The 26,322-nt window shown below is 48.7% G+C and carries 22 protein-coding genes; 11 read left to right on the top strand and 11 right to left on the bottom strand.

The genetic code is table 11. The annotated features are described in order from the left end of the window. Entirely contained in the window at positions 1–2,523 is a 2,523-nt protein-coding gene (gene hrpB / locus PJI16_12670; GenBank protein ID MDT3778414.1) for an ATP-dependent helicase HrpB, read from the top strand. A gap of 173 nt (positions 2,524–2,696) precedes the next feature. Here hrpB and PJI16_12665 read toward each other — a convergent pair whose 3' ends face one another. Beyond that, positions 2,697–3,455 (bottom strand): DUF547 domain-containing protein, encoded by a 759-nt coding sequence (locus tag PJI16_12665; protein MDT3778413.1) that lies wholly within the window; start codon positions 3,453–3,455, stop codon positions 2,697–2,699. A gap of 246 nt (positions 3,456–3,701) precedes the next feature. Here PJI16_12665 and PJI16_12660 point away from each other — a divergent pair, with 246 nt between their 5' ends. The 3 genes from PJI16_12660 to PJI16_12650 all read left to right on the top strand — a co-directional run bounded on the left by PJI16_12660 (position 3,702) and on the right by PJI16_12650 (position 6,340). Next, positions 3,702–4,508 (top strand): hypothetical protein, encoded by an 807-nt coding sequence (locus PJI16_12660; GenBank protein MDT3778412.1) that lies wholly within the window; start codon positions 3,702–3,704, stop codon positions 4,506–4,508. Then, positions 4,505–5,518 (top strand): hypothetical protein, encoded by a 1,014-nt coding sequence (locus tag PJI16_12655; protein MDT3778411.1) that lies wholly within the window; start codon positions 4,505–4,507, stop codon positions 5,516–5,518. The genes PJI16_12660 and PJI16_12655 overlap by 4 nt, the downstream gene beginning before the upstream one ends. Before the next feature lie 255 nt (positions 5,519–5,773). After that, positions 5,774–6,340 carry a hypothetical protein gene (locus tag PJI16_12650; protein ID MDT3778410.1) on the top strand — a complete coding sequence of 189 codons (567 nt, stop codon included), beginning with the start codon at positions 5,774–5,776 and terminating at the stop codon, positions 6,338–6,340. Positions 6,341–6,422: 82 nt separating this feature from the next. Here the strand turns inward: PJI16_12650 and PJI16_12645 are convergent, their stop codons facing one another. The 6 genes from PJI16_12645 to PJI16_12620 all read right to left on the bottom strand — a co-directional run bounded on the left by PJI16_12645 (position 6,423) and on the right by PJI16_12620 (position 15,813). Beyond that, positions 6,423–6,815 (bottom strand): hypothetical protein, encoded by a 393-nt coding sequence (locus tag PJI16_12645; GenBank protein MDT3778409.1) that lies wholly within the window; start codon positions 6,813–6,815, stop codon positions 6,423–6,425. Between the two features lie 380 nt (positions 6,816–7,195). Further along, positions 7,196–7,639, bottom strand: coding sequence for a response regulator (locus PJI16_12640; GenBank protein MDT3778408.1), 444 nt, complete (start codon positions 7,637–7,639; stop codon positions 7,196–7,198). 20 nt (positions 7,640–7,659) lie between these two features. Further along, a complete protein-coding gene (locus PJI16_12635; protein ID MDT3778407.1) occupies positions 7,660–9,312 on the bottom strand; it encodes an ATP-binding protein in 1,653 nt (550 codons plus the stop codon). Positions 9,313–10,056: 744 nt separating this feature from the next. Next, positions 10,057–12,381, bottom strand: a complete 2,325-nt coding sequence (locus PJI16_12630) for a DUF2791 family P-loop domain-containing protein (GenBank protein ID MDT3778406.1) — start codon at positions 12,379–12,381, stop codon at positions 10,057–10,059. Positions 12,382–12,562: 181 nt separating this feature from the next. Continuing rightward, the gene (locus tag PJI16_12625) at positions 12,563–14,839 is read right to left on the bottom strand and encodes a DUF2791 family P-loop domain-containing protein (protein ID MDT3778405.1); all 2,277 of its coding nucleotides are present in this window, start codon (positions 14,837–14,839) and stop codon (positions 12,563–12,565) included. An 80-nt stretch (positions 14,840–14,919) separates the two neighbouring features. Beyond that, positions 14,920–15,813, bottom strand: a complete 894-nt coding sequence (locus tag PJI16_12620; GenBank protein ID MDT3778404.1) for a hypothetical protein — start codon at positions 15,811–15,813, stop codon at positions 14,920–14,922. Positions 15,814–16,031: 218 nt separating this feature from the next. On the opposite strand from PJI16_12620, the gene PJI16_12615 reads away from it, so the two are divergent. Next, a complete protein-coding gene (locus PJI16_12615; GenBank protein MDT3778403.1) occupies positions 16,032–16,856 on the top strand; it encodes an SDR family oxidoreductase in 825 nt (274 codons plus the stop codon). A 34-nt stretch (positions 16,857–16,890) separates the two neighbouring features. Continuing rightward, entirely contained in the window at positions 16,891–17,322 is a 432-nt protein-coding gene (locus PJI16_12610; GenBank protein MDT3778402.1) for a cell envelope biogenesis protein OmpA, read from the top strand. A 118-nt stretch (positions 17,323–17,440) separates the two neighbouring features. On the opposite strand, the gene PJI16_12605 is transcribed toward PJI16_12610, so the two are convergent. Beyond that, positions 17,441–18,298 carry a hypothetical protein gene (locus PJI16_12605; protein MDT3778401.1) on the bottom strand — a complete coding sequence of 286 codons (858 nt, stop codon included), beginning with the start codon at positions 18,296–18,298 and terminating at the stop codon, positions 17,441–17,443. 201 nt (positions 18,299–18,499) lie between these two features. On the opposite strand from PJI16_12605, the gene pyrE reads away from it, so the two are divergent. Both pyrE and PJI16_12595 read left to right on the top strand, forming a co-directional pair. Then, the gene (pyrE, locus tag PJI16_12600) at positions 18,500–19,093 is read left to right on the top strand and encodes an orotate phosphoribosyltransferase (protein ID MDT3778400.1); all 594 of its coding nucleotides are present in this window, start codon (positions 18,500–18,502) and stop codon (positions 19,091–19,093) included. Positions 19,094–19,399: 306 nt separating this feature from the next. Beyond that, the gene (locus PJI16_12595) at positions 19,400–19,819 is read left to right on the top strand and encodes a rhodanese-like domain-containing protein (protein MDT3778399.1); all 420 of its coding nucleotides are present in this window, start codon (positions 19,400–19,402) and stop codon (positions 19,817–19,819) included. A gap of 26 nt (positions 19,820–19,845) precedes the next feature. Here the strand turns inward: PJI16_12595 and PJI16_12590 are convergent, their stop codons facing one another. From PJI16_12590 to PJI16_12580, 3 genes are read right to left on the bottom strand one after another with little or no spacing between them, the layout of a single operon-like run. Then, on the bottom strand, positions 19,846–20,721 hold the full coding sequence (locus PJI16_12590; protein MDT3778398.1) for an HD domain-containing protein: 876 nt from the start codon (positions 20,719–20,721) through the stop codon (positions 19,846–19,848). Then, positions 20,718–21,095: a response regulator gene (locus tag PJI16_12585; protein MDT3778397.1), complete on the bottom strand. Its 378-nt coding sequence runs from the start codon at positions 21,093–21,095 to the stop codon at positions 20,718–20,720. The genes PJI16_12590 and PJI16_12585 overlap by 4 nt, the downstream gene beginning before the upstream one ends. A 34-nt stretch (positions 21,096–21,129) precedes the next feature. Then, on the bottom strand, positions 21,130–22,029 hold the full coding sequence (locus PJI16_12580) for a tRNA (adenine-N1)-methyltransferase (GenBank protein MDT3778396.1): 900 nt from the start codon (positions 22,027–22,029) through the stop codon (positions 21,130–21,132). A 359-nt stretch (positions 22,030–22,388) separates the two neighbouring features. Here PJI16_12580 and PJI16_12575 point away from each other — a divergent pair, with 359 nt between their 5' ends. From PJI16_12575 to lpxC, 3 genes are all read left to right on the top strand, one after another. Then, positions 22,389–23,078 carry a TrkA family potassium uptake protein gene (locus PJI16_12575; GenBank protein MDT3778395.1) on the top strand — a complete coding sequence of 230 codons (690 nt, stop codon included), beginning with the start codon at positions 22,389–22,391 and terminating at the stop codon, positions 23,076–23,078. Between the two features lie 413 nt (positions 23,079–23,491). After that, positions 23,492–24,631: a sigma-70 family RNA polymerase sigma factor gene (locus PJI16_12570; protein ID MDT3778394.1), complete on the top strand. Its 1,140-nt coding sequence runs from the start codon at positions 23,492–23,494 to the stop codon at positions 24,629–24,631. Positions 24,632–25,337: 706 nt separating this feature from the next. Beyond that, the gene (gene lpxC, locus PJI16_12565) at positions 25,338–26,288 is read left to right on the top strand and encodes a UDP-3-O-acyl-N-acetylglucosamine deacetylase (protein ID MDT3778393.1); all 951 of its coding nucleotides are present in this window, start codon (positions 25,338–25,340) and stop codon (positions 26,286–26,288) included. Positions 26,289–26,322: the final 34 nt, after the last annotated feature.

Here is a 26,322-nt window from a genome sequence, read left to right as displayed (position 1 = left end):
ATGAAGCGCCCATCCTATCCTATTGATGCCGTCGTTCCCCAATTACGACAGACGCTGAACCAACAGCCCATCGTCCTTCTCACCGCACAGCCGGGCGCCGGAAAAACGACACAGATCCCGCTGGCTCTTCTCCAGGAACCGTGGCTGACTCCCAAAACCATCATCATGCTGGAACCCCGACGGTTGGCTGCGCGCGCAGCGGCACGCCGCATGTCTGATCTCCTGGGTGAAGCCGTTGGCACCACTGTCGGGTACCGAACCCGGTTGGATACCAAAATTAGCCCGAATACCAAACTGGAAGTGGTGACCGAAGGCATTCTCACAAGAATACTTCAACACGATCCATCATTAGAGAGCTATGGCCTGGTCATCTTTGATGAATTCCATGAACGCAGTCTGCAAGCCGATCTGGGGCTGGCCCTATGTCTGGAATCCCGGAAGGTCTTTCGAGAAGACCTTCGACTCTTGATCATGTCCGCCACACTGGACATTGCAGCCATTTCGCAACAATTAAAACAGGCTCCGGTGATCACCTGCGAGGGAACCATGTTTCCCGTTGAAACCCGCTACGTCGGAAAACCGGATGGCAAAAATTTTGCTATTCAAGTGGCACAGACCATTCATCGCCTGCTGAAGACCGAACCGGGCAACCTTTTGGTCTTTCTTCCGGGAGCCAGAGAAATCCGACGAATAGAGCAAATCTTGGCGGACCTTCCGCTTGGCTCACACATCCTTATCGCTCCGCTCTATGGTGATTTGTCCGCCCAGGCCCAGGACCAGGCCATTCTTCCGCCGCCTCCCGGATGGCGCAAAGTGGTATTAGCCACCAACATTGCCGAATCCAGTCTGACCATTGAAGGCATTCGCCTGGTCATCGATACCGGACTCATGCGCATCCCACGGTTTGATTCACGCAGCGGTATGAGCCGGCTGACAACCCTCACGGTCTCACAACAATCTGCCGAACAGCGTCGCGGGCGGGCAGGACGTCTGGAACCCGGTCTGTGTATGCGGCTCTGGTCTGAGGCTGAACAGCGTACCTTCACCCCGCGCACCGCACCGGAAATTCTGGATGCAGACCTGACCTCTCTTGCGTTGGAATTGGCACAATGGGGCATTCAGGATCCACAGAAATTGCTCTGGCTGGATTCTCCTCCTTCGGGGGCCATGGCTCAGGCACGACAACTTCTTCACTCCCTTGGCGCATTCGATGCCCAAGGCCACATTACCGATCATGGCCGGTCTATGGCCGAGCTCCCCATGCACCCGCGGCTTGCGCATATGGTCCTGAAGGGGAAGGAGCTGGACTCAGGAGCCTTGGCCTGTGATCTCGCCGCATCCTTAAGTGAACGGGACCTGTTCAAGGGATCCACGGCACGAGAGCATGCCGATCTTCGCGCCAGGTTTGATGTGCTTTATGGTAGCGCCCATGCCCAGAGGGATACCGGATTCTTTGATAGGGGAACCCTCCAACGTATTCGCCAAGTCTCTCAGGCATGGCAACGAACACTTCACATCACGACTCCCCGGCATGTCCCCAAGCAGCAGATTGATCAGATGGGTGTACTCCTGGCGCTGGCCTACCCCGACCGTATTGCGCAACGACAATCCGATGAGGCCAGACGATACCGCCTAGCCAATGGACGAAGCGCGCGATTTCATCACCCCGATCCATTGGAGCATGAAGAATGGCTCGTTATCGCAGACCTTAATGGAGCGCCAGCGACGGCACTCATCTATATGGCTGTCCCGATTTCACGTGAAGATCTGATTACTCATTGCGGGGATCTCATACAGTCAACGGATTCTGTAATGTGGGATGGATCAACGCAAGTGGTCAGGTCCATCCGGCAACGACGATTGGGAGAACTCATTCTGGAGGAAAGCCGCCTTCCCGATCCCGATCCTGATTTGGTGTTGACCGTCCTTCTTGAAGGCCTTCGAAACACGGGCCTCCCCTGTTTGCCCTGGACCCCCACCCTCAGAAACTGGCAGGCGCGCGTCCAATTTCTGCGACGCGTCACGGAACCGGGATCTACCTGGCCGGACGTCTCGGATGACACACTTCTTCACACATTGGACCAGTGGCTTGGCCCCTATCTCACCAATCTCTCAAGTCTCAATCAGCTGAAACGGATCGATCTGGCCTGGCCGCTTCAAGCACTCCTCTCCCCAGAACAACGGCAAACACTCGACACCCTGGCGCCCACCCATCTCACCGTGCCGACAGGATCCCACATTCCCTTGGATTATCTGTCAGGTGAGATTCCCGTTCTGGCTGTCCGACTCCAGGAAATATTTGGACAATGCGACACGCCCCGCCTGGTCAACGGCAAAGTCCCCGTTCTCATTCATCTCCTCTCTCCGGCCAGACGCCCCGTTCAGGTCACACAGGACCTCACGAGTTTTTGGGCCACCGGTTATCAAGCGGTTAAAAAGGAATTGAAGGGCCGCTACCCCAAACACTTCTGGCCCGATGACCCTCTCCAAGCCCCGCCTACTCGCGGCATCAAAAAGCGATAAACAGGTGATGAATAATTACCGGCCACATGGTTCCCATGAGGCTTTACATTTGAATGGGACCTTTCATGCAACCATCGAACCGAGGTCCATGTTTATATCCCCCCACAAGGGATTGGCTTCAGGCCTACCTTCCAAGCTTATTTGAATGCATTGAGATTCCAATTGTAGTCCAATTACCTCAATCTGAATGTTTCGTTTTTTAAATAGGCAGAAACCCGTTCAGGGACATACATGGCTAAAAACGGACGCACGCCTCCCTTGGACTCAAAATCCTCAGCAAACCATTTAAAGATGGAGGAGAGATACAGGCGATGATTGGATTCCTCCACCTGCAATCCTTTGTTCGGATTCGCTAAAAATGCCTTCATCTGGTCATCCAGTTGCTCATGCAATCGCTCTGACGTATAGGCTTCCGGCCGTATGTCAGGGCAACTCAAGGAGGCGCAAACGATCGCCACATGGATCCGGGGTTCCCCCATTTTGCGTAATATGTCATGTTCAATTTCATTGAGTGTTCGTGCCTTCCCGCGAACCGTTCCCACGTTGAGTTTCCAAACCGAAGAAAATAATCCTCCGGCATCTTTGATGCTTTTTAGTGGATAATGATCCAACACCATTTTGACGGCCATGATGTTGTAGGCGTTGATCCAAAAAGCCAACTTCTCTTCCTGTGTGCTGAAGCCCTCCACTGGTGCCTTCTCCAGATCGGCAATGACTCTTCTGTATAGCGGATCATGACCAAGTGCCTGGTAATTCACGGCATACAGCGTTATCCCTTCGATAGTCTTGGAGGCCACATACTTTTTGAGTAAGGCATCCCAATTTAAAAATTCATTCGCCTGGACAGTCTGTCCAAATCCCAAAAATCCACTTATTAAAAACACGCTTACCAAATACCGTGTCATTCGTATGCCCAGAACAAGGTGCTTCATGCATGCCTCCGTAGGTGAAAACTTTCTACTCCTGAGGTCCCGAACCGCCATTTGGAATAGAGTCATATGAGTTCAGCGTTCATTACAACCCTGACCAAACCACATCAACGCTTCGAATATCTTCCTTGGCACCTTCCAGGTGATTGTCCTGCCTCTCTTGCTTTTATTACACAGAATTCTTAAGGTCATCCTGTTTGATCAATGCTGACACAGGTCTTTTCATTCTCGACCTAGAGAGCCAGCCTCATGAAGGCAAATTTGACTTCGCAAATCATTATGGTGGCCGGTTGGGTCCTTGGCAGCTTTTTTCTGGGCTGTTCCAGCGTCGAACTGACAAAGGTTCCCAAAAAACCCCTGCCCTTCCATCCCCCTCCACTGGTAGAATTACCATTGGAATTACCACCAGAAGGCGGTCCGCGACGCCCCGTCGATGCCATGTCTCCTACGACCCTATCTGCTCCCGGACCGGAGATTATCATTGTCGATTCCAACCAATCTGGCTTACGTGCCACAGCAGAACGGGATCCGGACGTGAAGACCCAATTGGGCGAGCGATTTGCCTACATCAATACCGAGAAAGTCCCTGCCGACCAATGCCTGGTAATCCTACAGGGAGACGACTCAAGTAACTCTCGAACGACCGAACGGGCATCGAATTCCGATGCCTCGGCCTATCGGTTAACCTACTACAGTTACACCCACAATGTGGCCGTGCATGTCTGCATGGAAAACGACCGAATGTCTTCTGTCCAGCAGGATCCGCGTGAAGGCTACCAACCCGAAGAAGGTGAAGAAGAAATCACCGCCGCTATTGAACTGGCACGAGCAGATCAACGAATTTCCCAAGAGATTCAGCATCTGCACGGACATGCCATTCTCACCTCACCTGAAGAATACCGGTATTTCTGGGTGAGCGATGAAGCGGGATTTGGGGACCGCGTGTTGTGGGTCACATTTTCTGAAATGCCGGAGAGTTCGGCACTCTACTTTGCCCGAGTTGACCTCACTTCTCAGACCGTCTTGGACGCAGGCAAGGAGGCAGGACTCCAATGACTATTCCCAAACAAGAAGTCGGTCGCATGGCATCATTTCGATATTTCATCGTCGGTGTCGCATTGACCAGTGTCTTGGCTGTCAGCCCCGCCTTGGCTGACTGGGAATCCAAACCGTTTACGTGGGGACCGTGGGACCTACATCTTGAGATGAAGGATGCTGCTGGCCTCGGGCTACGCAATGTGTCTTATGAAGGCAAACAGATTTTAGGTAAAGCCGATTTGCCGGTGATCCGGGTCAAGTATGTTCGGGAGTGGCCGGCCTGGCATCCGTTTAGTTGGTTTGGGCTTGGGCGGGCCAGTGGCCGATGCGGACCATTCGAAGACCGGATCAGCCCACCGCGCCTTAAAAAGAATCCTAACTGCGATGGCAAACAGCTGTGTCAGGCCGAACATACCATCCAAGGGGTCAAGTGGTTGGAATTAGGTGTCTATGCCAAAATTGGTCAATACCATCTGTATCAAGCCTGGTATTTGAGCGAAGACGGTCGTTTATATCCCATTGTTCAGAGCTGGAATCTCTCCTGTAATACCGACCATGATCACCATGCCTACTGGCGCCTGGATTTTGATATTGGCGGATCCGATCAGGATCAGGTCTTTGTCCTGGACCGGAATTCTACAAACGACAACGGTTGGGGGTCGGGGTGGGAAAAATACCTGGTTGAGGAGGATGCCAAGAAACCCGCCAGCAATAACCAGGATCGCGTCTGGTTTGTGCGGGATTATCCCACCGGACAGGGTGTCTGGATTATTCCAGGTCCTTTTGATGGCCATTCGAATAATTTTTCAAATCGTGATGTCTCGATTCGAAAATTCTACCGGGATGAAGATACCGGCTGGCCATTCGGCGCACGTGGGGATTTGGAATCCAAAAGTGATGAAAGCGTCCAAGAGACCAATGTGGTCTTTTGGTATGTCGCCCATCTTCCTCATAAGGCAGCTGAAGGGGACCGACCCATGCGCTATTGGATGGGGCCACTTCTCCAGATTTATCAGGAATCTCCCTAAAACTACTCAGGCCAGCGGTAATCAATACCCGAAACTTAAAAAAAGCCGCAATTCTCACGGCCCCCGCTCAACAATTTCTTTTCTGAGTACCCCAAAAAAGACTATTGCCTCAATCTGTTAGTCCTCGTGCAGTGCCTCATCGCCTTTTTCCGGAAAGGTTTGTTATGGTGAACCACCCATGCAAATCAGCCTAAATCCCCTAGATCGGCCTTTTTTCTTTAATTTTCTATCTTCACCATTAAGGAACCTTCAGTCATGAAACTACTTTCCCGCATCCTCTGCATACGCGCCTGCTCACTCCTCGCCTATTCCTCCATCCTTCTTTTTGGACCTCTAGGGTTGGCAGAGCCCGGAATTGATGGCTTCCGCGATTTAAAATTTGGCATGACGGAACAAGACGTATCCGCTTTACCTGCCTGCAAAAGTTCGACGGAATGCCTCTATGAATTGACCGATAAAAATCGATATTTGGAGTTAACCTACTTACCCGACACAGTTCCAGGCACACCCGAACCGGTCCGGAAACTGGCAAAAATTACCATCGATATGGGGCAATTCACGGAGGACTGGTTCGAGCAGTTACAAATAATCTTAGGAGATAGTTATCACCTCACACAGGACCTCACCGAACCGACCAAGCAATCGTTTCTTGCTGGAAAACAAAACGAGCTGAATTTGGGGTTTGAAGAGGGACAGGTATTATTGAAGGTCGTACGCCGTCCGTTCGGGAACCTGGCGTTGAAGGTTGTGTATCAAAATGCGGCCCTTGCGAAAGGATTCATTCAACAGAGCCAAGTTGCGGCGACTGCCTCGTCTAACTGAACTTCCTGCCAGGAGTCCAAGTGCCACATATCATTGCGGATGAGGCGATTCCCCTCTCCCTCAGCCTTCTTCGTGTTGAGGATTAGGAAGCTTGTTTGGGCACAGAAGCAATTGTAGGCACCAGCAAGCGAGGTCGGAGACTTTCCTCTTTCACAAAGAAGGAAATGGGCAGTGTCACCACCCCCGTTTTTCGTTGTTGATGCATCAACTTCCGCCAACAGCGCCGACACAGATCATGATCCTTTAACGAAACCGCACGTCCTAATTTACTGGAATGGGGATTGCGTCTGGGAGAAACAAAGACTTTGACCTCACTGCCACATTTGGCACAACAGGTTATACCGATCCCACTGCCTCTTGACGCCCGGTGGGTCACCAGCCCAACGCTTTCGGCTATATATTTTCGTTTTGGATTCCATGCTTGATCTTGTGTCATCACGGATTCAGGTATATCCCATGTGAGCATTCGTCTCATGGCCCCCTCCTTGGAAAGATTGGTAGGAAGATTCGTATCTATTACCCGGAGCAAGGGATATGCCGGGGGCCAAACTGCATAAGATAGAGAAGAGAAAACCTTATGAAAACAAAAGATAAGAGATTCAAGATCCGGAAGGCTGGACTCAGGAAGCTAGGCAGATTGCGCGGTGAACGGGCATTTCTTTCTTATTTGATGTCACTGAAAAGTTGACACCTGTTGGAACCTTTGACAGACAGAATGGGAGCGGGAATAATCCAAATCTCATGAAAAGGTTGTTCAATATACGCGACCAGGAATGACTGCACCATCCCTCGGATCCTCGCAAAGCAACCAGACGCCCCCCAACCAGGTTAGTAACCCTATGGACCTCACATGTATCACACCCTTTCCGGTGCCGATTCATTTAAAATCAGCCAATAGAGCCCAAGGTTTTGAACCGCCTGAGAGAACTCTTGAAAGTCCACTGGCTTACGAACATAACTATTGGCACCAAGTTGATAGCTTTTCACAATGTCCTGCTCTTCCTTGGACGACGTGAGCACAACCACCGGGAGAAACTTTGTCCGATCATCAGCTCGCAACCGTCGAAGCACTTCCAGCCCGTCAATCTTGGGAAGCTTGAGGTCCAACAGGATTATTTGAGGCATGTTACTTAAATCCCGACCGGCATGAGCTCCGGTTCCAAATAAATATTCCAACGCCTCTACACCATCACGGGCCACCACGACTTCATTTTTTATATTGTTTTTCTTGAGCGCCCGCATCGTCAGTTCTTCATCATCGGGATGATCTTCTACTAACAAAATTGCTTTGTTCGTCATCGTCTCCTCCTTCGTTTCCCTTACAACGTAAAATGAAAGGTTGCGCCCTTGCCTACGACTCCCTCTGCCCAAATCTGACCGCCATGCCGTTGAATTATCCGATGCACCGTCGCCAGTCCCACACCCACTCCCGGATATTCAGTATAGGCATGAAGCCGTTGAAACGCCCCGAAGAGTTTATGCACATAGGTCATATCAAAACCCGCCCCATTGTCGGTGACGAAGTAGGCGGCCTGCCCTTTGTATTGCCCATAACCGAATTCGATACGAGGGTGAGCTTGTTGCTGGGTAAACTTCCACGCGTTACCTAACAAATTTTCTAGAACCGCCCGGAGTAATTGCGGATCAGCGGTGGCGAATACATCATTGGCCACAATACATTCTACCTGCCGGTCCGGCTCCACCTTCTGCAAGTCGTCAAGAATCCCCCGAACTACGGCGCTCATATCAAAGGTCTGTGTATGAATTTCAGCCCGAGTCAATCTGGCAAGATTGAGCATGGCATCTATTAGCTGAGACATTCGTTGACTGGCAGTCCGCACCCGACGCAAATAACTTCGCCCTGACTCATCAAGCTTTTCATCATAGTCTTCCAGTACCGCCTGGCTAAACCCATCAATGCCCCGCAAGGGGGCCCGCAAGTCATGCGAGACCGAATAACTAAATGCCTCAAGTTCTTTATTACTCGCCTCAAGTTGCGCCGAACGCTGAACCAACTGGGAATTGAGTTTGCGTATGTCCTCCTCGGCCCGCTTCCGCTCTGCCACCTCCCGAATGAGTTCCGCATTTGAGGCAGCCAACTTTCCCGTTCGCTCCTGGACTCGCTTTTCCAGATTATCTTTCGCCTGCCGAAGGGTATCTTCGGCCAATTGGCGATCATGAATCTCTAATTCCAAATGTTTGTTGACACTTTGCAGCGCGCCGGTTCGGTCTCGAACCTCCTCTTCCAATTCGCTTGCTACCCGTCCGAGCTTTAAGACGACTAACCAGAATCCTCCCATCCAAATAACGACCAACATCCCCATCAATCCATAAGTTCCGAGCCAACTCATGCCCATGATTGTCTCTACCGAATTAATGGGATAGACAACCTCCAACAAGCCGCCCACTTGCCCGATCTGCCAATCACGCTTCGGACTATCCGGATGTCTGTTATGACACTCCACACATTCCTTCTGCATTCGATCGGCTTTCGCAAAACGGAGGGACTCACGCCCATCGACTTGTTCAAACCGATAGAATGGCTCATCAGAATCAGGATGTTGCGTGAAAAATTCCCAGGCCTCTCCCTGGAAGCTATCCATAAGTCCCCCTGATTTCACTCTATTTTGAAACGGATAGGGGCTCATTAACTTCAATTGTTCGCCTGGTCGCCCGGCCACCAATCGACGACCCAGATCCCGGCTTAGAGTCGCAGGGAGAGGGATTTCGCCCTGATGGTCTCGATACCCTTCCGAGGCTTCGATTCCCTGAGCATGAAGACGTTGAACAACCTCGACGGTGTACCATATCCGCATCTCATTCAACGCTCTGGTATAGATCTCGGATCCCCGAAAGGCCATAACCGTCACCATTTGAGATTTCAATTGGGAAATATGCAAATAAATCACGATAAGGCAAAGTCCAAAGAGCACGGATAACAGCAAAATCGTATGCTGGTGTAAGAGCTCCATGGCTCCCATGATCCTGTTCACACAGATGCGCCACAGTCTCAAAACCGACAATGGCAATTCTTTACGAGGCGTCAACTCAGATACAGACAAAGGTCTTTCCTATTCTCAATTCAGGCTTTTCAAACCCCTCCCTCTTCGAGGGCGGTCCTCTGCCTTACGCTATCGGATCATTACCAACTAAATTGAGCCTCGCTCCAATTTTGAGCCTTCCCTCAACTCCATGGCCCCGATAATGTTGGCTTGCGATTTCTTCCAAGGGATTGCGCCTGAATCGGCCGCCATATGTAGATCAAACTGTTCAAATCATTAACATCCGATCATTGATATGATTCCGTACCTTCAATGTGAGAGCGGAAAGGAGGGGAAGCACATCAGAAGCCACCGATGGGTCTCATCTGGGCTCCTGTATCATGACCGTTCTCCACCAATAACCTGGGACTGCCATCCTATTGTTCCCGGTGAAAATTTGGAATTTGCACCGCCAGTCTTGACTGGCACGTCAACTAATCAGACCTGATTACGTCTGGAAGGGATGGAGGGGAAGAAGGGAATCCCAATTGGGTAAAATTGCTCACGAGGTATTGCACTGGGAGCTAACATCCATCGCAAAGAATGCCACCGAAGCAGAAGCCAGCCGATTGGAAGACAATCCGACCCTCACGCTACTAAATTAAGCCACTCATTCCCCGACGATAGGATGGCCGCTACGCATTTCGGTCGACCCTTCCCGGCTGGCCCCCTTACTCACACGGGAGCTTGATTTTGTAAGGCGACTGCCATCAAGCATTCTTCAGACTCTGATATCTTTCTAGGGTCAGTGTCATCACCCATACTGGGCTCCAGTTCCTGATCCTCGTCATACGTTTGCCGCACATCAAGAATTTCAATGTCCAACTGGGCATCAGGGTACAATCGTCGCAAGTCCCATTCGGTAATCCACCCTCGCACATACTCGCGCATCCGGGTACTGGATAATTTTTCTACAGCGGAAACGGGTGGCGGTGTCCAGCTATAGGCGGACCCATGAAGCGTCCGAAGCCGCTCATATAACGCATCTACCATTGATTCATAGGGACGAACTAATGGTTCGCCCTCCTGTTCAATAAGCCGGATACCCTGGACCGCCTGCAAGGCTTGCATATGAGCTTCATCCGTCGATTCCTCCTGACACATCTGCTCAATTTTCTGAGAATCCTGTTTTTCTTCCAAGACCACACTTTGAAAATCATCGGTCAAAGCCACAATGGCCCCAATAGCCGGACAGGAATGATCGGCTAGCACCCCCATCCACCGCGCCACCTCCATATAAGACTTAGTCCGTTGCTTAAAGGAATACCGACCAATGATCTCCGCTTCATCAATTAACAGGATCCACCCTTTATAGCCGGCAGCGACCATCAAGCGCGAAACAAATTGAAACCGGTCCAAGGCCAAATCCTGACTGGACATTTTATTAAACACATACGGGTTTTCCGGCGGACACCCCTGAAGGTATTTATTGAGTTGGCTATTACTTATAGGATCTCCTGACCAATACCGGATCATACGATGACTCAGCTCTGGATCATTGATCATTCGCTCATAGAGATACAGGCTGGCAGCAAATCGGGAATCGCAGACCCGGTCCTTCCGATGCACCCAATCAAATAAATCGGCATACTGCGGGCTTTGGAAATTCAGTTCACCGGCTATTTCGGTTAGAGCATCGCCATGTTTACCGGGAACAACGGCATTGTTCATGGCTGCACGAAAGAAGGGCACTCCATTGTACAATGGAGTTTCCTTACTGATTACAATGGGACTACAGACAAAGTTCTGCTCCAGCGCCACCTGTTGCAACGCATGAAGAAGATGGGACTTTCCACTCCCAAACCCTCCTTCAATCACGATACCCTTTGTAGGCATTTCATGAGGAACGTTTGCCTCCATCTGTTGAATCAGCCGTCTGAATTTTCCCTCCAGGTCCGGTTGGTGGCTTCCAAGTACCTGCACCACATCACGATTCGGCACCCCGGATCGCAAGGCTTCCATGGCGCGTTGATGTCCAACATCACCATTGGCCATGGCAGGCCGATCAGTGTATTCCCTCTTTCCGGTATCGTGGGCGTCCCCGGGCTGTTGAGATCCCACACGAATCAAAGCCCCTAATGGGTTTTGGTATTGACGATCACGGACTTCGTCCCAAATACGCAACTTCAGCGCCTCATACCGATTGAGCCCCCGACGCTCATCTGTCAGAAATTCTTGCGGTACGTGGACCACCAGCAGAAAACTTTCCAATTCATCCGTCCCATCAATAAACTGGCGAAGCATTTCGTAGGCATCTAACGTGGCTGAAACGCCATAATATAAGCCTTCAGGAGAGTCCGGTTTCTTACTGAGCAAACATCGACTCAAGTCCAGGGACACGACTAACCCTGTTCTTCCTACTAATCGTAACCAACGGCATAACGAAACAAACATATATCGAGCATTCGTCCGATTAATTTTCTGAAAAATAAGGGCTTCTTTGAGAGCTGAAATCTGACGAATCTCCCCGCCCAGCCAGGACTTAACCGGTTCGGTCATAAAGGGGACTTCCGAGCCAGAGTCCATTTGGCCCAAACACAATCGGATCATGGCCATACGAAATTCCTGGCACATCTGCGTATCTCGATAGATGGCCCGCTCTAACCAACTATTTAAATCTCGTCGCAATAAGGGTTCCGCCCTTTCATTCATCCGGGCGACTCCAGCCATGCAAAACTCTTCTTTGTTCTCCGGGATTTGGTACCCATTTTCTTGAAGAAGTCGCCGAACGAATTGTGAAGCCAGGTCATCCCATGGAATTCGCCGAGCAATTTGATGAAAGAACTTATCCATCATATGAATTTTGGTGTCTTTGGCATCAACCGAAATGCACGCATACCCTTCCTGCTGAGCCAAGACCGCCAATTGATTTTGGATGTCTACTCTATCCCGATCAGAGTCTGTCACCACAAACTTGACCGATGAGCCTCCTTGCCCAATAAATCGTTGAAGGTATTCTTGCCGAAGTGTATGAAACCATTCTTGAGGCCGTAACTCCATTGGTCGTTTCCTTCACAGGTTAGAAAGTCACATGCGAACGCGGGTTGGTTTTTACAGGCTGAGGAGAAGACCAAGATCTATGATGAAGAAACGTGTTCTCCGTCCTCAAAAATTTCGATTTGAACACCTTGCTCGTCATATTCAAAAATCCTGATGACGGCGATTTTGGTCAAACCCCAGATTAAATGGACTCGGAGAGTGCCGGGTGAAGCATACCTTCCTGATCACCTTCTAATTCACGATCTTCTGAATAATCTTGTCGAATTTCCGTTAGTTCAATTTCGACTTTTTGTGTTGGATCAAGACGCGTTAAATCCCATTCGGTAATCCAACCTTTGACATATTCACGCATCCGGGTGCTGGATAACCGCTCAATCGTGGGGACCTGAGGTGGTTCCCACCCATACGCCGCACCATGAATGGAACGAATTTTATGGTAGATTTCCTCCACCAGCTGATCATAGGGACCAACCAAGGGTATGCGCTCGCATTCGATGAGTCGCATGCCCTGTTCCGCTTGGCGGGACAGCACTAAATCGGTTTCTGATCCTGTTTCACGCAGTTTTTCTGGCACTTTTTCCCGATCACCTTTTTCATCCAGAATCGCACTTTGAAAATCATCGGTTAGCGCCATCACCGCCGCCAATCCGGATTTATAGCCAAGATCCGCAAAGCTGGAAGCTTCCAGTCTACCCAGCCACCTGGCTAATTCCGCATAGGATTGGGCTCGCTGCTTAAAGGAGTACCGTCCAATAATTTCCGCTTCGTCGATCAGTAAAATCCAACCAGAATATCCAGCCGCAATCATGAGTCGTGAAACAAATTTAAACCGTTGCAACGCCATCTCCATTGGCGAGACCCGTTCAAATCGATAAGAGACATTGGCATCGCAGGATTTGAGATATCGCTTGATTTCAGCATCGGTCAAGGGGTCCCCTGCCCAAAACCGAATGATCCGATGACTGAGTTCCGGGTCATTGACCATGCGTTCGTACAAAAATACCGTGGCAGCAAAGCGCCCATCAATTTCCCCGCCTTGACGATGCACCCATTCGTAAAAATTTGCATACTGAGGACTCTTGAAATTCAAATCTGCTGCCACCTCCGCCAAGACATCTCCTCGCTTTTCGGGGATTTCAGCAGACTCAATGGCAGATCGAAACATCAATGCGGGACTATACAGAGGTGTTTCCTTACTGATCACGACCTTGCTACATACAAATCTGGAATCCAAGGCCATGTGGCTTAAGGATTCCAGTAGGTGGGATTTTCCCGTTCCAAATCCTCCTTCAATCAACATCCCTTTTGTAGTCCAACCCTTATGTATGCTGGCCTGGGCATCCTGTAACATCTGTTGAAATTTGGATTTGACCATCGGTTGTGGACAGCCTAACGCCTTGACGACGCCCGGACTCGGTACACCCGCCCGCAAGGATTCAATGACCCGTTGATGCTGTACATCTTCTTTTCGGCTTCCCACTCTTGCCAGGAGACTGCCCTGGGTAAATTTTTCGGTCTGGTCGGTCAGTCTGACCATGGGCGCAAAAGGATTTTGACGGGTTTTATCCCGGACATCATCCCAGATTCGAAGCTTTAAGGCTTCATACCGATTCAGCCCCACCCGTTGATCCGAGAGAAAGGCTTGTGAGGTGACAACCACGACCAACAACCCTTCGATTTCATCACTGCCATCAATGAATTGTCTCAGCATTTCATAGGCATCCATGACCGCAGAGGGCGAATAATTCAAAGAGTTGGCCCCGACATCCTTCCCGCCTGTAAAGGCTGAAATATCGATGGTCAGAACCATACCGGGTTTTCCCGCCAGGCGGGTCCAATGGGACAAGGACGCAATGAGGTCACGCGCATTACTGCGGGTGACCTTTTCAAATATTAATAACTTTTTGAGAGTAGCCATTTGCTTCAGTTCGCCTCGAAGCCAGGCCCTGATCGCTGCCGGCTCTTTAGACGGACTGTCAGGTAATTCCAGCTGGGCTAAGCACAACTGAATCATGGCCAATCGAAATTCCCGACTCATGTGAAAATCCTGAAACAAGGCCCCTTCCAACCAGGCATTCATTTCTCGCTTCATCATGGATTCATCGCAACTATTGAGAGTGGCAACAGAAGACCAGCAACATTCCTCCCTCCGTTCAGGAATCTTCCATTGATGTTCTCGAAACAGCTTTTGGACATATTCAAATGCCAAGGCATCCCAATCGATTTGTCTGGCCATTTCCTTAAACAGAAGATCAATGAGTTGAACTTTCGTACAACAAGAATCTGCGTGAATCGTGACAAAGCCCTGCTCTCGTGACAGGTCCCCCACCTCCATGCTCACAGACTTGGTGTTCTGAGCCTCCTCCACCACCGCAAATTTGACGGCCGATCCTCCCCGACGAATAAACCCTTGGAGATAGGCGGATTTCAGAACGTTCAACCATTCCTGTGGAGACATAAATTTTTCCTCAATATCCTGTTAATCTAGTTCGTCTTCTCGGCTCACCCTAGGGAAACTTAAATACCATCCCGACCCGCTTATCCCGCCTGGACAAAGGAAATTCCATAATAAGTTTTCTCCCGTCCCCCTTGCGCAATCACGGTTAACGTCTTGGTGGCATCCCGCACCCCGGTACTCGCATGAAAGTTTGCCCGATGATTGTTTTTGGTGGTAATGGTTCCACTTTTATCCAGTAAATAGACGTCCCGCCCAAATTCTTGTCTCGTGTATTCACTGGCCTGCCAAGGAAGGAGCGTAAGAAGTTGATAGAGTTCCAAAAGTGGAATCACCGTTCCTTTACCAATGAGATGCTTCCCTCGGCCCGCCACCACGATGGAATAGGCCGTAAAAACCATCTCGAGAAACGTTTGTGGTTTAAATCGAAGGGGTTTATTTTGAACTTCCTTTAATCGTTTGACTAAGACCGAAGGACGAAGCCGATTTTCCCGCATTCGGTCAATGGCGACCGCCCGTTCTTTATGAAGTATGCGCAATAAGACTGGATAGGAAAACAAATACCCATCGTGTTCATAGAGATTGACACCCATTTGCTGTGCAGTCGTGAGAAGTTCCTGGCGAAACGCTTTGCCCTCCAGGTACCCGGCTTCATCAAAGTTCAGACGTTCCTGGGTTTTCACAAAGTCACAACCCAAACTCAGCGTCACCTCTTTCCCTTCCTCTAATAATTTTCGAAGATTGATCAAATCCCCCACTTTTGCGGCATCTTTAATTTTTTTAAACGAGGCCATCACCTGCTTTGTCGTCTTTACTAATCCTCCGGCTTGTTCTTCAATATCAGCCAGGGCCTGCTCTAAATTGACGTTTTTTATGACAGCCTTTGATGGTGTGGCGGCATCAGGCAACTCAAGCACACCAATCGCCGAGCTCGACCCGCAGGCTTTCAACCTATTGTCAATTCCGTCGGCACTCATATCGGTTATCGAGTCCTCTGGTTTGTGGTGAATTCAGGCAATCGGCTTCAAATAACCGATTGATCGGCGCATACCGGTTTTATTCGGCACATCCTCGATAATTCTTAATAATTTCCGGCTTATTTCATGATCATGCTTTGTTTAAAACCCATAACGACTTTTTTATGCTCAGCGCTTAACATTCAATCCAGAGTTGACCTGTAGGAAGAAAGCCTTTTATGGTTGAACGATTTATTCAGATTTTTTCCATGGAAAATATCACGCCATTTGCTGTCATCACAGGAGCTTCACGAGGGATTGGAGCCGAATATGCCAGAGCCTTAGCAACTCAAGGTTTTGACCTTCTTTTGGTTGCCCGGGACCAAAACCGTCTACTTGAATTATCCAAGGAGATTCAACAGACCACTTCTATTCAGGTCTGGACAGAAACACTGGATTTGGCCAGACCTCACGCGGCGGAAATCCTTTACAGTTTGGCTCAATCATTTCGGCCTCATGTGTCATTGCTTGTCAACAATGCCGGTTTTGGCCTGTATAGTTTATTTGCAGACATGTCACTCCCAACTATTCAAGACATGCTACAGGTCCATATCCATGTGACCACAGAAAGCACAAGACTCTTCCTACCCGATATGATGAATCGACGGCAGGGTGCAATTATCAATGTGGCGTCCGTAGCAGGATTTTTCCCAATTCCCTATATGGCGGAATATGCCGCCACCAAAGCCTTTATCATATCTTTTTCTGAAGCCGTGGCGATGGAGGCCAGGGAAAGGGGGGTGACCATCCAGGTGTGCTGTCCCGGCTATACCGAAACCGATTTCCATAAAACGGCAGGACATTGTCCACGCCACATGGCTTCCCCTCACACTCCACGGGACGTCGTACAAAAATCATTAAAGGCCCTAAAATCCAAGCAATCCCTCGTGACTATTGGGTGGCAAGGACTGGCAACACACTGGATCACTCCATTCATTCCTAAAAAATGGCTCATGCGTCTAAGCGCCAGATTTGTTCGGCCACCAAACACCCTCTCTCATTAAACACACGATTTCCTATATTAAAGGAGCACAGAGCATGCCCCATTCCCATTTTCAGTCCTTTATTGTCTCTCTTAGCATCTCTAGTGTCTGCATTCTAGGCTTTGGGTGTTCTGGCCCTCGCCCGGTCCTCTATCCCAACGATCATCTTCAACAAGTTGGCCCCGATCGAGCTGAACAGGACATTGAGGAATGCAAACAGCTTGCAGAGGATTATGTCCCAGAACACGAAGCCTCGACAGTGGCCGGGAATACTGCCGTTGGGGCGGGAGCAGGGGGTGCCGTCGGAGCAGTCAGTGGCGCCCTTCGAGGAGGAGTGGGTATTGGAGCAGCCATAGGTGCCGCGACAGGTGCGACCATTGGCTTTATTCGTGGCTTATTCCAGGCTTCGCAACCCACACCAGCCCACCAGGCGTTCGTCAACCGATGTCTTTCGGAACGAGGTTACGATTCGATTGGTTGGGAATAGATCAGGGAAGGAACATGAAGGAAATGGCGTGAGGACAGCTCAAGACGCTATCCTTGGAGGTTATCACCTTGAGCAAATCCGGTATTGGAACTTGCCCCACAGGAAAATCAAGGAACATTTAGAATGAGGGGTTTTCTGCACGACGAAGCGCTCGCATCAACACGGGATCTTGATAAGCCACTTCACTTAAGGCGTCCAACATATGAAGGCCTTTTTCCTTGGCGAGAGCTTTGGCTTTACTGAATTGGCGTGAATTAAAGCGAGCCACGGATGGCTGGCCATTGATAATCTGACAGGCAAGGCCCCCACCATCTTTCAGCGCAAGAGTCCCCCCGTGATCGAACAACGCACGGGTCTCCTCTATGCTGATGCCATGCAGTTGCGCAAAATCATGGAGCCCACTGATCTCAATCAATCGTCCATCAGGCATGACACATTTTCGTTTAAAATGAGGAGACCAATCTTTTCGAAAATCAATAAATTGAATGTCTCCACCACACGAGATACCCGAGTCGACTTTTGTCAAATCAATTCCTAAATTTTTTTGCCGCAACCGATCCTGCAATTCCTGAGGAAGTCCTCGATAAAAAACCCGCTCCATGGCTTCTTCCAACGTCACACCATAACTTTGACGCATGCGCTCCGCCGCCGCATATTGCTCAAGATCCATGACCCACGTGTGTTTCGGATCTTTGCCAAGAGGATCCACGCGACACACGAATGCGCCTTTTGTAACCAGCGTACCTTCATGCGGATAGAGATAAACCCCCCCGTCTTGAAGCACGCCCGTTATGTCTTCAAGAGGAATATCATAACTTTCAGACAGGACTCGTGCATGCATCTCCAGATCTTCGGGTTCCGTCATTCCGCACACCATTACATTTCCAGGGGGATCATAATCCGTATAGTTCTCTAGAATATTATAAAGAACCGGAGGCTTTTCTTTTTTCAATGGACGTTTTTTTACTTTAAACATTCGATACACTCCTTCACGCTGAGTTCTTTTTTGGCCTTGGAGTTCTTAACGCTCAAGGGGGGAGGAGGCAAGATTCGCCCAACACCATCGCATTCCGATTTCACTCGAACATTCCCCTTATATCACCATAATCTTTTCCGCGCCCTGTTGCAGATCTTGAAGTCGTAATGGTAGAAGGAATTCGCCTATGACTCAACCATAATGTCCTATAAACTTCCTATGCCCAAAAATGCCCTCATTCAGGCCTTCCATCAGCTGGAAGCCTTCAAATGGAATCAGCAAGAAGGCTTTCGCCTCGCCTCAGGGAAAACCAGCCCCTATTATGTTGACTGTCGTATTGTATTGGCTCATCCGCACTCACGTCATCTTGTGGCTCAATTAGCCTATCACCGGCTTAAATCCTTAGATTTCACGCTTATTGGCGGGTTGGAAATCGGAGCGATTCCCCTGGCCACCTGCATTTCGGATTTTGGCTATAGAGCCGATCCACAGCGGGAATGGCGAACGTTCGTCGTACGCAAACAACCTAAGGATCATGGATTGGGCAAATTAATTGAAGGCACTATTCATCCCGGGGAAACAGCTTTAGTGGTCGACGATGTCTTAACAACAGGCGGATCATTGGTAAAGGCCGCAGAATCAGCTCGCGCTCAGGGCTTAATTGTGACACATGGGTTAGTAGTTGTGGATCGATCCGGAAATGAAGGGAAAAGCCATCTGGCCCACATGGGCATTCAATTGCTCCCCCTTCTCACCTTGGAAGATTTAAGACAAACTTCTCCTTCCACCCGGTAAGTCCTCAAACTATTCCCCCCACGGTTGGACACCTCAGCCAATCCTTACAGCCTCAACGGGTAGGCATCCTATTTTTCTAACACGATCCATCTCAAATTAATCGATGATGCCCTTTTCAATTTCATAACCTTGGCGGGACTCTTCTATTCGGGATAACTCGCTTGACCGTCCCTCCTAACCAACCATACAATTTTAAAACAATCGCTCAACAATATCCTGCTCAATTTCCTTTTCAAATGGGACAATGCCATTTTCCTTAACTTCTTCAAAACAAGAAAGCCATTCCCAATACTATGGAGGATAACCATGAAACGTTTATTTTTCTCCCTAACAATCGCTCTTCTTTTCTCGGGATGGTGGAATCTCCCCATCGTTACTGCTGAGCCCTATCTTTTAACAGTTCAGCAACTTAAAGCAGGACTTGAAAAGTCTTCCCAGTCCAAACAAAAAGGATTTGTGCTCATCGACGTTCGGAGTCCGGACGAACATATGAGTGGCTTCATTCCCGGAACGGATTTCAATATCGATTTTCGAGAAATGCAAGGACGACACCGAGAGCTCAACGCGAAACTGGATCAGCACATCGTGGTGTACTGCCAATCCGGACACCGCAGCAATATTGCTGCCGAAACCTTAATGGGGTTGGGCTATCAGAATGTCTATAATGTGGAAGGAAGTATGAATGCCTGGACAGAAGCTGGATATTCTATTGAACACCCCAAGTAATCAATGACAGCCTGCTGCAAAGTACATTAGTTTTCCGCCACGGTGGAATAGATGCCGTTAAAGTTCTGGTGCATCTCCCGAAAGGCTTCCAAAAGAAGTGGATCAAAATGTGTCGGCTTTGTACGGTCGTTCCCGTTCAAAATGATGTCGCATGTCTTCGCATGGGTAAACGCTGCTTTGTACGGTCGTCGACTCCGTAAAGCATCGTAAAGGTCACACAGCATCACAATCCGCCCGGTTAGGGGAATCTGTGTTCCCTTTAGACCTCGAGGATATCCACTTCCATCCCAACGTTCATGGTGAGTCAGCGCGACTTCTTTAGCCATCTCTAGCAAGGGAGACGTCGAGCCATCCAATAGACTCGCTCCCAACAAAGGATGTTGCTTAATCGATTGCCATTCTTCTTCCGTCAATGGCCCCTGCTTGCCAAGCACAGCATCTGGCACCCCAATTTTCCCAACATCATGCATTGGAGCAACCGCAAATAAGCAACGAGCGCGTGGCTGATCCCAGCCAATAGCCAACGCAAGCGAATGCGAGTAATGGCTTAATCGTTCAATATGCGCACCGGTTTCCTCATCTTTATAGCGTGACGCACGGGCTAAGCGAAGAATAGTATCGGCATAGGCCTGCTCCAATTCACTATTCTTCCGTTGTTCTGCTTCCAATGACAGTTTAAGGTCCCTGGCGTAGGCAAGCATTTGGGCATGAGCTTTTTTAAGCTGTTGGGTTTTCTGACCTTCCTGTTCCAACATCTGCTTGAGATCTTTGGCATAGGCCATGAGCTGCAAGCGAGCCGCCTGAAGTTTCCCTGTGGCAGATTCTTGGGAAGCTTCGTCCTTTGAATGACCCATTAAGGATGAAGAAGGAATCCCATCCTCCGCGGGCTTACCCTTCCTCATGAGGCAAGTACCTCGCGAACTTTTTGAATCAACTCTAATGGGCTGAATGGCTTGACCAAATAGCCTGCAAGGTTAAGGGAAGCCATCTGCTCACGTGCATCTATCCCATCTTTCGCGGTTAACATAACAATTGGAATTCTGGCCGTATCGGAGCGTAAGCGAATGTTTCGCACCACCTCACACCCATCGAGACCCGGCATCATCCAATCGAGAATCAACAGATCGGGTATGTGAGTGCAAACTGCATCCATGGCTGCACAACCATCAACTGCGGTGAGAATCCGATAGGAGGGGTTTTCAAGGGTGACTTGGACCAACAGCCTAAGATCTTCCTCATCATCGGCAATGATGATCGTTTTTACGGGACCCACCATGGTAATGATTTCCTGCTGGTTGGCCCATTAGGGCTCAGGGAGTATCTAATCCATTGCCGGCATATTCATCCTCCTTGATGAGTTGATCCTCTGACTGGGATTCAGGTTCGATAGTATTCGATTGCTCCGTTTGCCAAATATTTTTTTCGACTTTTCTGGCCACGGTGATAAAACCTGAATGGGCAACCATACGATGGTCAGGCCGGACACTTCGGCCTTTAATGTTCCAAGTCCGCAATAACGTTTCAAAATTTTGAACCATGGTAAAAACCCGGCTCTGCTCCAAAGCCTGTACCGTTTGCATGACCTGCGGCACCGTCGGGACATAACTCAGATACAGCCCCCCCGAACGTAATGCCCTGGCGGCATGAGGAACTACCCTCCATGGCTCTGGAAGATCCAACACGACCCGATCAAACCTCCAGGAAGACGTCCCTTCCCCAATTTCGATACCTTCATAGGCATCACGAATCTGAAGAAAATGGTTGGGAACCTTTCCCATAAACCGTTCGATATTTTTCGTAGCGGTAGCCGCAAAATCCTCCCGCATTTCATAGCTCACCACACACCCCCGATCCCCCACCGCACGCAGAAGGGCCATGGTTAAGGCTCCCGATCCTACACCAGCTTCAAAGACCCTGGCGCCTGGATAAATATCAGCCCACATTGGGATGACGGCCAAGTCTTTGGGATAAATCACCTGAGCTCCTCGAGGCATTTTCAAGGTATACTCAGCTAATGTTGGATGAACGGCAACCATTAACTTTCCATTGGAAAACTGGACCACAGTACCATCCGGTTTTCCAATAATGTCATCATGGGCAATCCGGTCTCCACTATGTTGGAAGATTTCTCCGGCTTTCAGTGTGACGGCATACGGCCGTTCTTTCTTGTCGATTAAATGAACCCGTTCCCCAGATTGAAAAATTTTCATAAGGCACGCATCTTAGCAAGGCTTTTCTTCAATTTGATACCCATCATAATGATGGAGACTTCATGAAAAGTTTGACGCGACAACCCGTCGACATTTCAATTTGAAAATTCTTGACACCCTCCTCATTCAGACGTATGATTGAGTAACTTCAGTCGTGACATCCCTACGCTACGAATTTTTCCAATTGACCAGATTCTTTAACCTTGAAAGTGCCCCCCTTGTGCGTATGTTCTCAACATGCAAAATACCGAACCGCCGCTCTAAAACGGATCAGAAGGATTCCCTTCCACAGCAATTTTTGCTGCTCTTAAAACAGGAATAGTCGCGTGGCGAGAACAGTAGTCGTGACCTAATCTATTATGAAACGCCTTTTCACAGTCATTGGCCTTGGGCGCTTCGGCTATAGCGTTGCACAAGGATTGGTTACCAAAGGATGCGAAGTACTTGCCATCGACAAGGATGAGGAAAAAATCCAGGCGATCAGTGACATTGCCACCTTCGCTGTCCAATGCGATGCGACTGATGAACGAGCGTTAAAAGCGGTAAGCGCGCAAAACGTCGATGTCGCAGTCGTCAGTATCGGTGAAAACATTGAGGCTAGCATCCTTATTGTTCAAACACTCAAGGAAATGGGGGTAAAATCTATTGTGGCCAAAGCCGTGGCCCCAATTCAGGGAAAAATTCTAATGAATCTGGGGGTTGATGAGGTTATCTATCCCGAACGGGATGCGGCCGTCCGTCTCGCCCACCGCCTGGTTTCCCCCAGCGTACTTGAATACTTAGAGTTGGCTCCGGGCTTCAGTGTGGAGGAAGTGTCCGTTTCAGAGAGCTTGTCCGGATTAAGTCTCGAGGATGTTAAATTACGCGGACAGCATAACTTGAATGTGATTGGGATAAAAAAACAAGTTACCAGGATGGTCAAAGGACGTATGATGAAAGAAGAAATCTTTAATTTCACTCCCAAACCGGATGACGTCATTGAAAAAGGTGATGTGCTGGTTATGATTGGCCGGGAAGAAGATTTAGACCGTTTTTGCAATAACGTGTAAGAAATATAACAGTTCTGTCAATTAGCTCTGCACTTTTTCCTTCCGCATCTTCCACCATCTTGAAACTTGTTAGTCTTTCCCCTTTCGCACTATCCAGGGAATTGGATGGGCTACCGATTTCTTTAATAGCTAAAATACCATCTTATAATTCTGGAAAAATTCCACGGATGTCAGTTTTATCCTTTTGTTTCAAATTGTTTTACATTTCATGAAATGAGAGGCTTTTGCCAAACTGTCACAATGAAGGAAACCCAACATTTCAAAATATGGCATTGAGTTGCTTTGCATTGATGGGTGGAAGGTTTAAAACCTAACATTGGCGTGTTTTTTGCTTTGAAAGAATTTATCAACTGTTCAACTTGTTGCTGAACTAAATAGGTCACCTGAAAACATAAACCCACAGGGAAACTATTATGGAAAACCAAACCGTTTTGGATGAGCCCACAGAGATCGAACTCACTACCGTAAAAACTGAGGGGATCAAGCCTTCGGGATTCGGGCCAGCTCTCGAATCACTATACTTCCGATCATTTGGCAGTCGGCCTCTTCTTAATAAGGATTCTGAAATCGAATTGGCGAAGGAAATTGATCAGGCGTCCAGAGCAATCCGGCTCATTATCAAGCAGAGCCTTCATCTCACACAGCCTTTAAAAAAGGGACCACAAAGGGATGGGACCATTGCTCTGCTTAAGGAAACATTTGCCTTAAGCGGCCTTTCGGCTCCAGCAATTGAAAAACTAAAATCTGTCTTGTTGGACTTAGGCCAAACCTATCCCTCAGTACACCCATCCATTCAGGATCTCTGTCAGCAACTTCAAAAAGCCAAATTCCAACTAGAAAAAGCGAAATCCGAACTCGTTCAGCGAAATCTTCGCCTGGTTGTCGACATCGCGAAACGCTATACGGGTCATGGCCTAGCCTTTCTGGACTTAGTCCAAGAAGGCAATATTGGGCTTATGAAGGCGGCAGAACGATTTCAATATCGCAAAGGATTTAAGTTCAGCACCTACGCCACGTGGTGGATTCGACAAGGGATTACCCGATCACTCGCTGACCAATCCAGAACCATTCGCGTTCCTGTCCATTTAAATGAAATCTCCAACAAGATAGCTCGCGCCTCAAAACGATTGACCCAACAGTATGCCCGCCCGGTTCAGTTGGATGACATTGGAGAAGCACTCAAATTGAGTGTGGAAAAAGTTCATGACACCATTCAAGCATTTCAGGATCCTATATCGCTAGAGACTCCGGTTGGAGATGGAGAAACCTTTCTCACAGACTTCATTCCTGATATGGGAACTTTGACGCCCGATGGACCTGTCTCGCGCCAGGAAACGAACCAACAAGTCGAACGGATCTTGGATTCCCTGACTCCAAGGGAACAAATGGTGATTCGCCTCCGTTTTGGCATTGGCCAGGACGAACCCTGGACCCTTGAAGAGGTCGGCCAAAGTATGTCCGTTACCCGTGAACGTGTCCGCCAAATTGAAGCCAAAGCCCTTCAAAAGTTAAAGGAACCTGCTATGAAGGATTTGTTATTTTCCATTAAGTAAATAATTGTTGCGAACTTTTTCTACTTACCCATGTATTCTGAGACCTCCTGCTTTGAATCTGTTATTTCAAGCAAGGACTTGTCAATCGACCATTCACCGCTTTAACATCGGATAATTCAACTCCTGTTTCATCTATGTGTAAAGACTAGCGCCCTTGTTGCCATCAGACTCTATTTTCAAACTTCGACAAGAATTCAGAAGCCACCTTCAAGAATTCTACACTCATCTCAATTTGGCTCCTCCTTATCACAGCATAGAAAAAGCAGTCCAGCATTTTTCCAATACTCTCAGGACAAGACCTGAAGAATTCTGTCAGGGACTGTTACAAGATACGTCAAAAAAGTGGGCAGTTTTTCAGGAAATTTTCCTAGCCTCTGGCTTACAAAAAAAGCACCGAGGAATCATTGAACAATTAGCTCTTTCTCCTTATTCGGCTGTAGCTGAAGCCCCTGAATCGCGTCGCTTCCTTGAAAATTTCTCAACAAATCCACACGAATCCACTTCTTAACCAACAATTCCCACACGACACTCCAACTCCTCCTCCTTTAATCATTAAACCCTAATTAGTGGAAAAGTATACATTTGTTTGGTTTCTGCAACACATCAGAAACAAAATGATTATTTTGTCCCTAAAAACACTGCCTTTATATAAATCCTCAATTAGTATAAATTTTGCACATTGAATACTTAAGATTACCGGTCTCTTATGCGTCATCAACAAACTCTCGAAACATCATCTTTTGTATCTGGCATTGGTCTGCATTCTGGCAACCCTGCCTCAATTGCCATTCACCCGGCTCCGGTTAACACCGGGGTGGTCTTTGTCATGAAGCATAATGCTGATCAAATTCAATCATGCCCTGCTGGCATTTCATTTTTGGGCCAGACAGATCATTGCACCACACTTCAAGCTGGTGATTTTGGCATACAGACGGTTGAGCATGTGTTAAGTGCACTAGCCGGCCTGGAAATCGATAATGCTTACGTGGAATTGCTTGGCACCGAAATCCCGGCAGCAGATGGAAGCGCCACACCATTTGTGGACATGGTTTACCAAAGCGGTATCCTCACTCAGGATGTATCACGCAAATACCTTAAAATTGTTCAACCAATCACTGTGGAAGACGATCACCGATCCATCAGTGTCCTTCCCTCGGCACTTCCCCAAATAACCTATAACATTGATTTCCCTCATCCCCTTATACAACAACAAGAATATCACCATTTTTGTACGCCTCATGAGTATAGTAAAAATATTGCCGGAGCCCGTACCTTTGCCTTTCAAAAAGAAGTCGAATTTTTATGGTCCCGAGGACTGGGGCTCGGGGGGTCACTACACAATACGGTCGTTTTTTCTGATACCGGATTGGTCAATGATGAGGACCTACGCTTTTCGGACGAATGCGTTCGCCATAAAATTCTCGATCTCATTGGCGACCTGTCGCTATTAGGAATTCCGGTTATTGGTCATTTCATTGCAAAATGCGCGGGACACGCGCTCCATACCCAATTGGTCCAAGCCATCATGCATAACCCTGACAAGTGGATTATGTTAAATGCTGGAGAAACCGGAAAGGATGGCATCTTCAACGGAAAGAATTCCTCCAATTCAACGATTCACCTACCGGAACTCCAACCTGCTTTTCATGCGTTCTGATTCCGTCTCCCATTTGCCATGGTATGCCCTTAAC

Origin of the sequence: Nitrospira sp. MA-1, from assembly GCA_032139905.1 — a bacterium.
Lineage (GTDB): Bacteria > Nitrospirota > Nitrospiria > Nitrospirales > UBA8639 > Nitrospira_E.
This window is presented reverse-complemented; position numbering and strand designations above follow the sequence as displayed.

What these genes read in the sequence shown, in the direction of transcription:
- PJI16_12650 (MDT3778410.1), top strand. Translation starts at nt 5,774, where the DNA reads ATGAAACTACTTTCCCGCATCCTCTGCATACGCGCCTGCTCACTCCTC.
- PJI16_12625 (MDT3778405.1), bottom strand. Translation starts at nt 14,839, where the DNA reads ATGTCTCCACAGGAATGGTTGAACGTTCTGAAATCCGCCTATCTCCAA.
- PJI16_12610 (MDT3778402.1), top strand. Translation starts at nt 16,891, where the DNA reads ATGCCCCATTCCCATTTTCAGTCCTTTATTGTCTCTCTTAGCATCTCT.
- PJI16_12585 (MDT3778397.1), bottom strand. Translation starts at nt 21,095, where the DNA reads ATGGTGGGTCCCGTAAAAACGATCATCATTGCCGATGATGAGGAAGAT.
- PJI16_12630 (MDT3778406.1), bottom strand. Translation starts at nt 12,381, where the DNA reads ATGGAGTTACGGCCTCAAGAATGGTTTCATACACTTCGGCAAGAATAC.
- PJI16_12655 (MDT3778411.1), top strand. Translation starts at nt 4,505, where the DNA reads ATGACTATTCCCAAACAAGAAGTCGGTCGCATGGCATCATTTCGATAT.
- lpxC (MDT3778393.1), top strand. Translation starts at nt 25,338, where the DNA reads ATGCGTCATCAACAAACTCTCGAAACATCATCTTTTGTATCTGGCATT.
- PJI16_12665 (MDT3778413.1), bottom strand. Translation starts at nt 3,455, where the DNA reads ATGAAGCACCTTGTTCTGGGCATACGAATGACACGGTATTTGGTAAGC.
- pyrE (MDT3778400.1), top strand. Translation starts at nt 18,500, where the DNA reads ATGTCCTATAAACTTCCTATGCCCAAAAATGCCCTCATTCAGGCCTTC.
- PJI16_12595 (MDT3778399.1), top strand. Translation starts at nt 19,400, where the DNA reads ATGAAACGTTTATTTTTCTCCCTAACAATCGCTCTTCTTTTCTCGGGA.
- PJI16_12575 (MDT3778395.1), top strand. Translation starts at nt 22,389, where the DNA reads ATGAAACGCCTTTTCACAGTCATTGGCCTTGGGCGCTTCGGCTATAGC.
- PJI16_12570 (MDT3778394.1), top strand. Translation starts at nt 23,492, where the DNA reads ATGGAAAACCAAACCGTTTTGGATGAGCCCACAGAGATCGAACTCACT.
- PJI16_12620 (MDT3778404.1), bottom strand. Translation starts at nt 15,813, where the DNA reads ATGAGTGCCGACGGAATTGACAATAGGTTGAAAGCCTGCGGGTCGAGC.
- PJI16_12615 (MDT3778403.1), top strand. Translation starts at nt 16,032, where the DNA reads ATGGTTGAACGATTTATTCAGATTTTTTCCATGGAAAATATCACGCCA.
- PJI16_12645 (MDT3778409.1), bottom strand. Translation starts at nt 6,815, where the DNA reads ATGAGACGAATGCTCACATGGGATATACCTGAATCCGTGATGACACAA.
- PJI16_12660 (MDT3778412.1), top strand. Translation starts at nt 3,702, where the DNA reads ATGAAGGCAAATTTGACTTCGCAAATCATTATGGTGGCCGGTTGGGTC.
- PJI16_12605 (MDT3778401.1), bottom strand. Translation starts at nt 18,298, where the DNA reads ATGTTTAAAGTAAAAAAACGTCCATTGAAAAAAGAAAAGCCTCCGGTT.
- PJI16_12635 (MDT3778407.1), bottom strand. Translation starts at nt 9,312, where the DNA reads ATGGAGCTCTTACACCAGCATACGATTTTGCTGTTATCCGTGCTCTTT.
- PJI16_12640 (MDT3778408.1), bottom strand. Translation starts at nt 7,639, where the DNA reads ATGACGAACAAAGCAATTTTGTTAGTAGAAGATCATCCCGATGATGAA.
- PJI16_12580 (MDT3778396.1), bottom strand. Translation starts at nt 22,029, where the DNA reads ATGAAAATTTTTCAATCTGGGGAACGGGTTCATTTAATCGACAAGAAA.
- hrpB (MDT3778414.1), top strand. Translation starts at nt 1, where the DNA reads ATGAAGCGCCCATCCTATCCTATTGATGCCGTCGTTCCCCAATTACGA.
- PJI16_12590 (MDT3778398.1), bottom strand. Translation starts at nt 20,721, where the DNA reads ATGAGGAAGGGTAAGCCCGCGGAGGATGGGATTCCTTCTTCATCCTTA.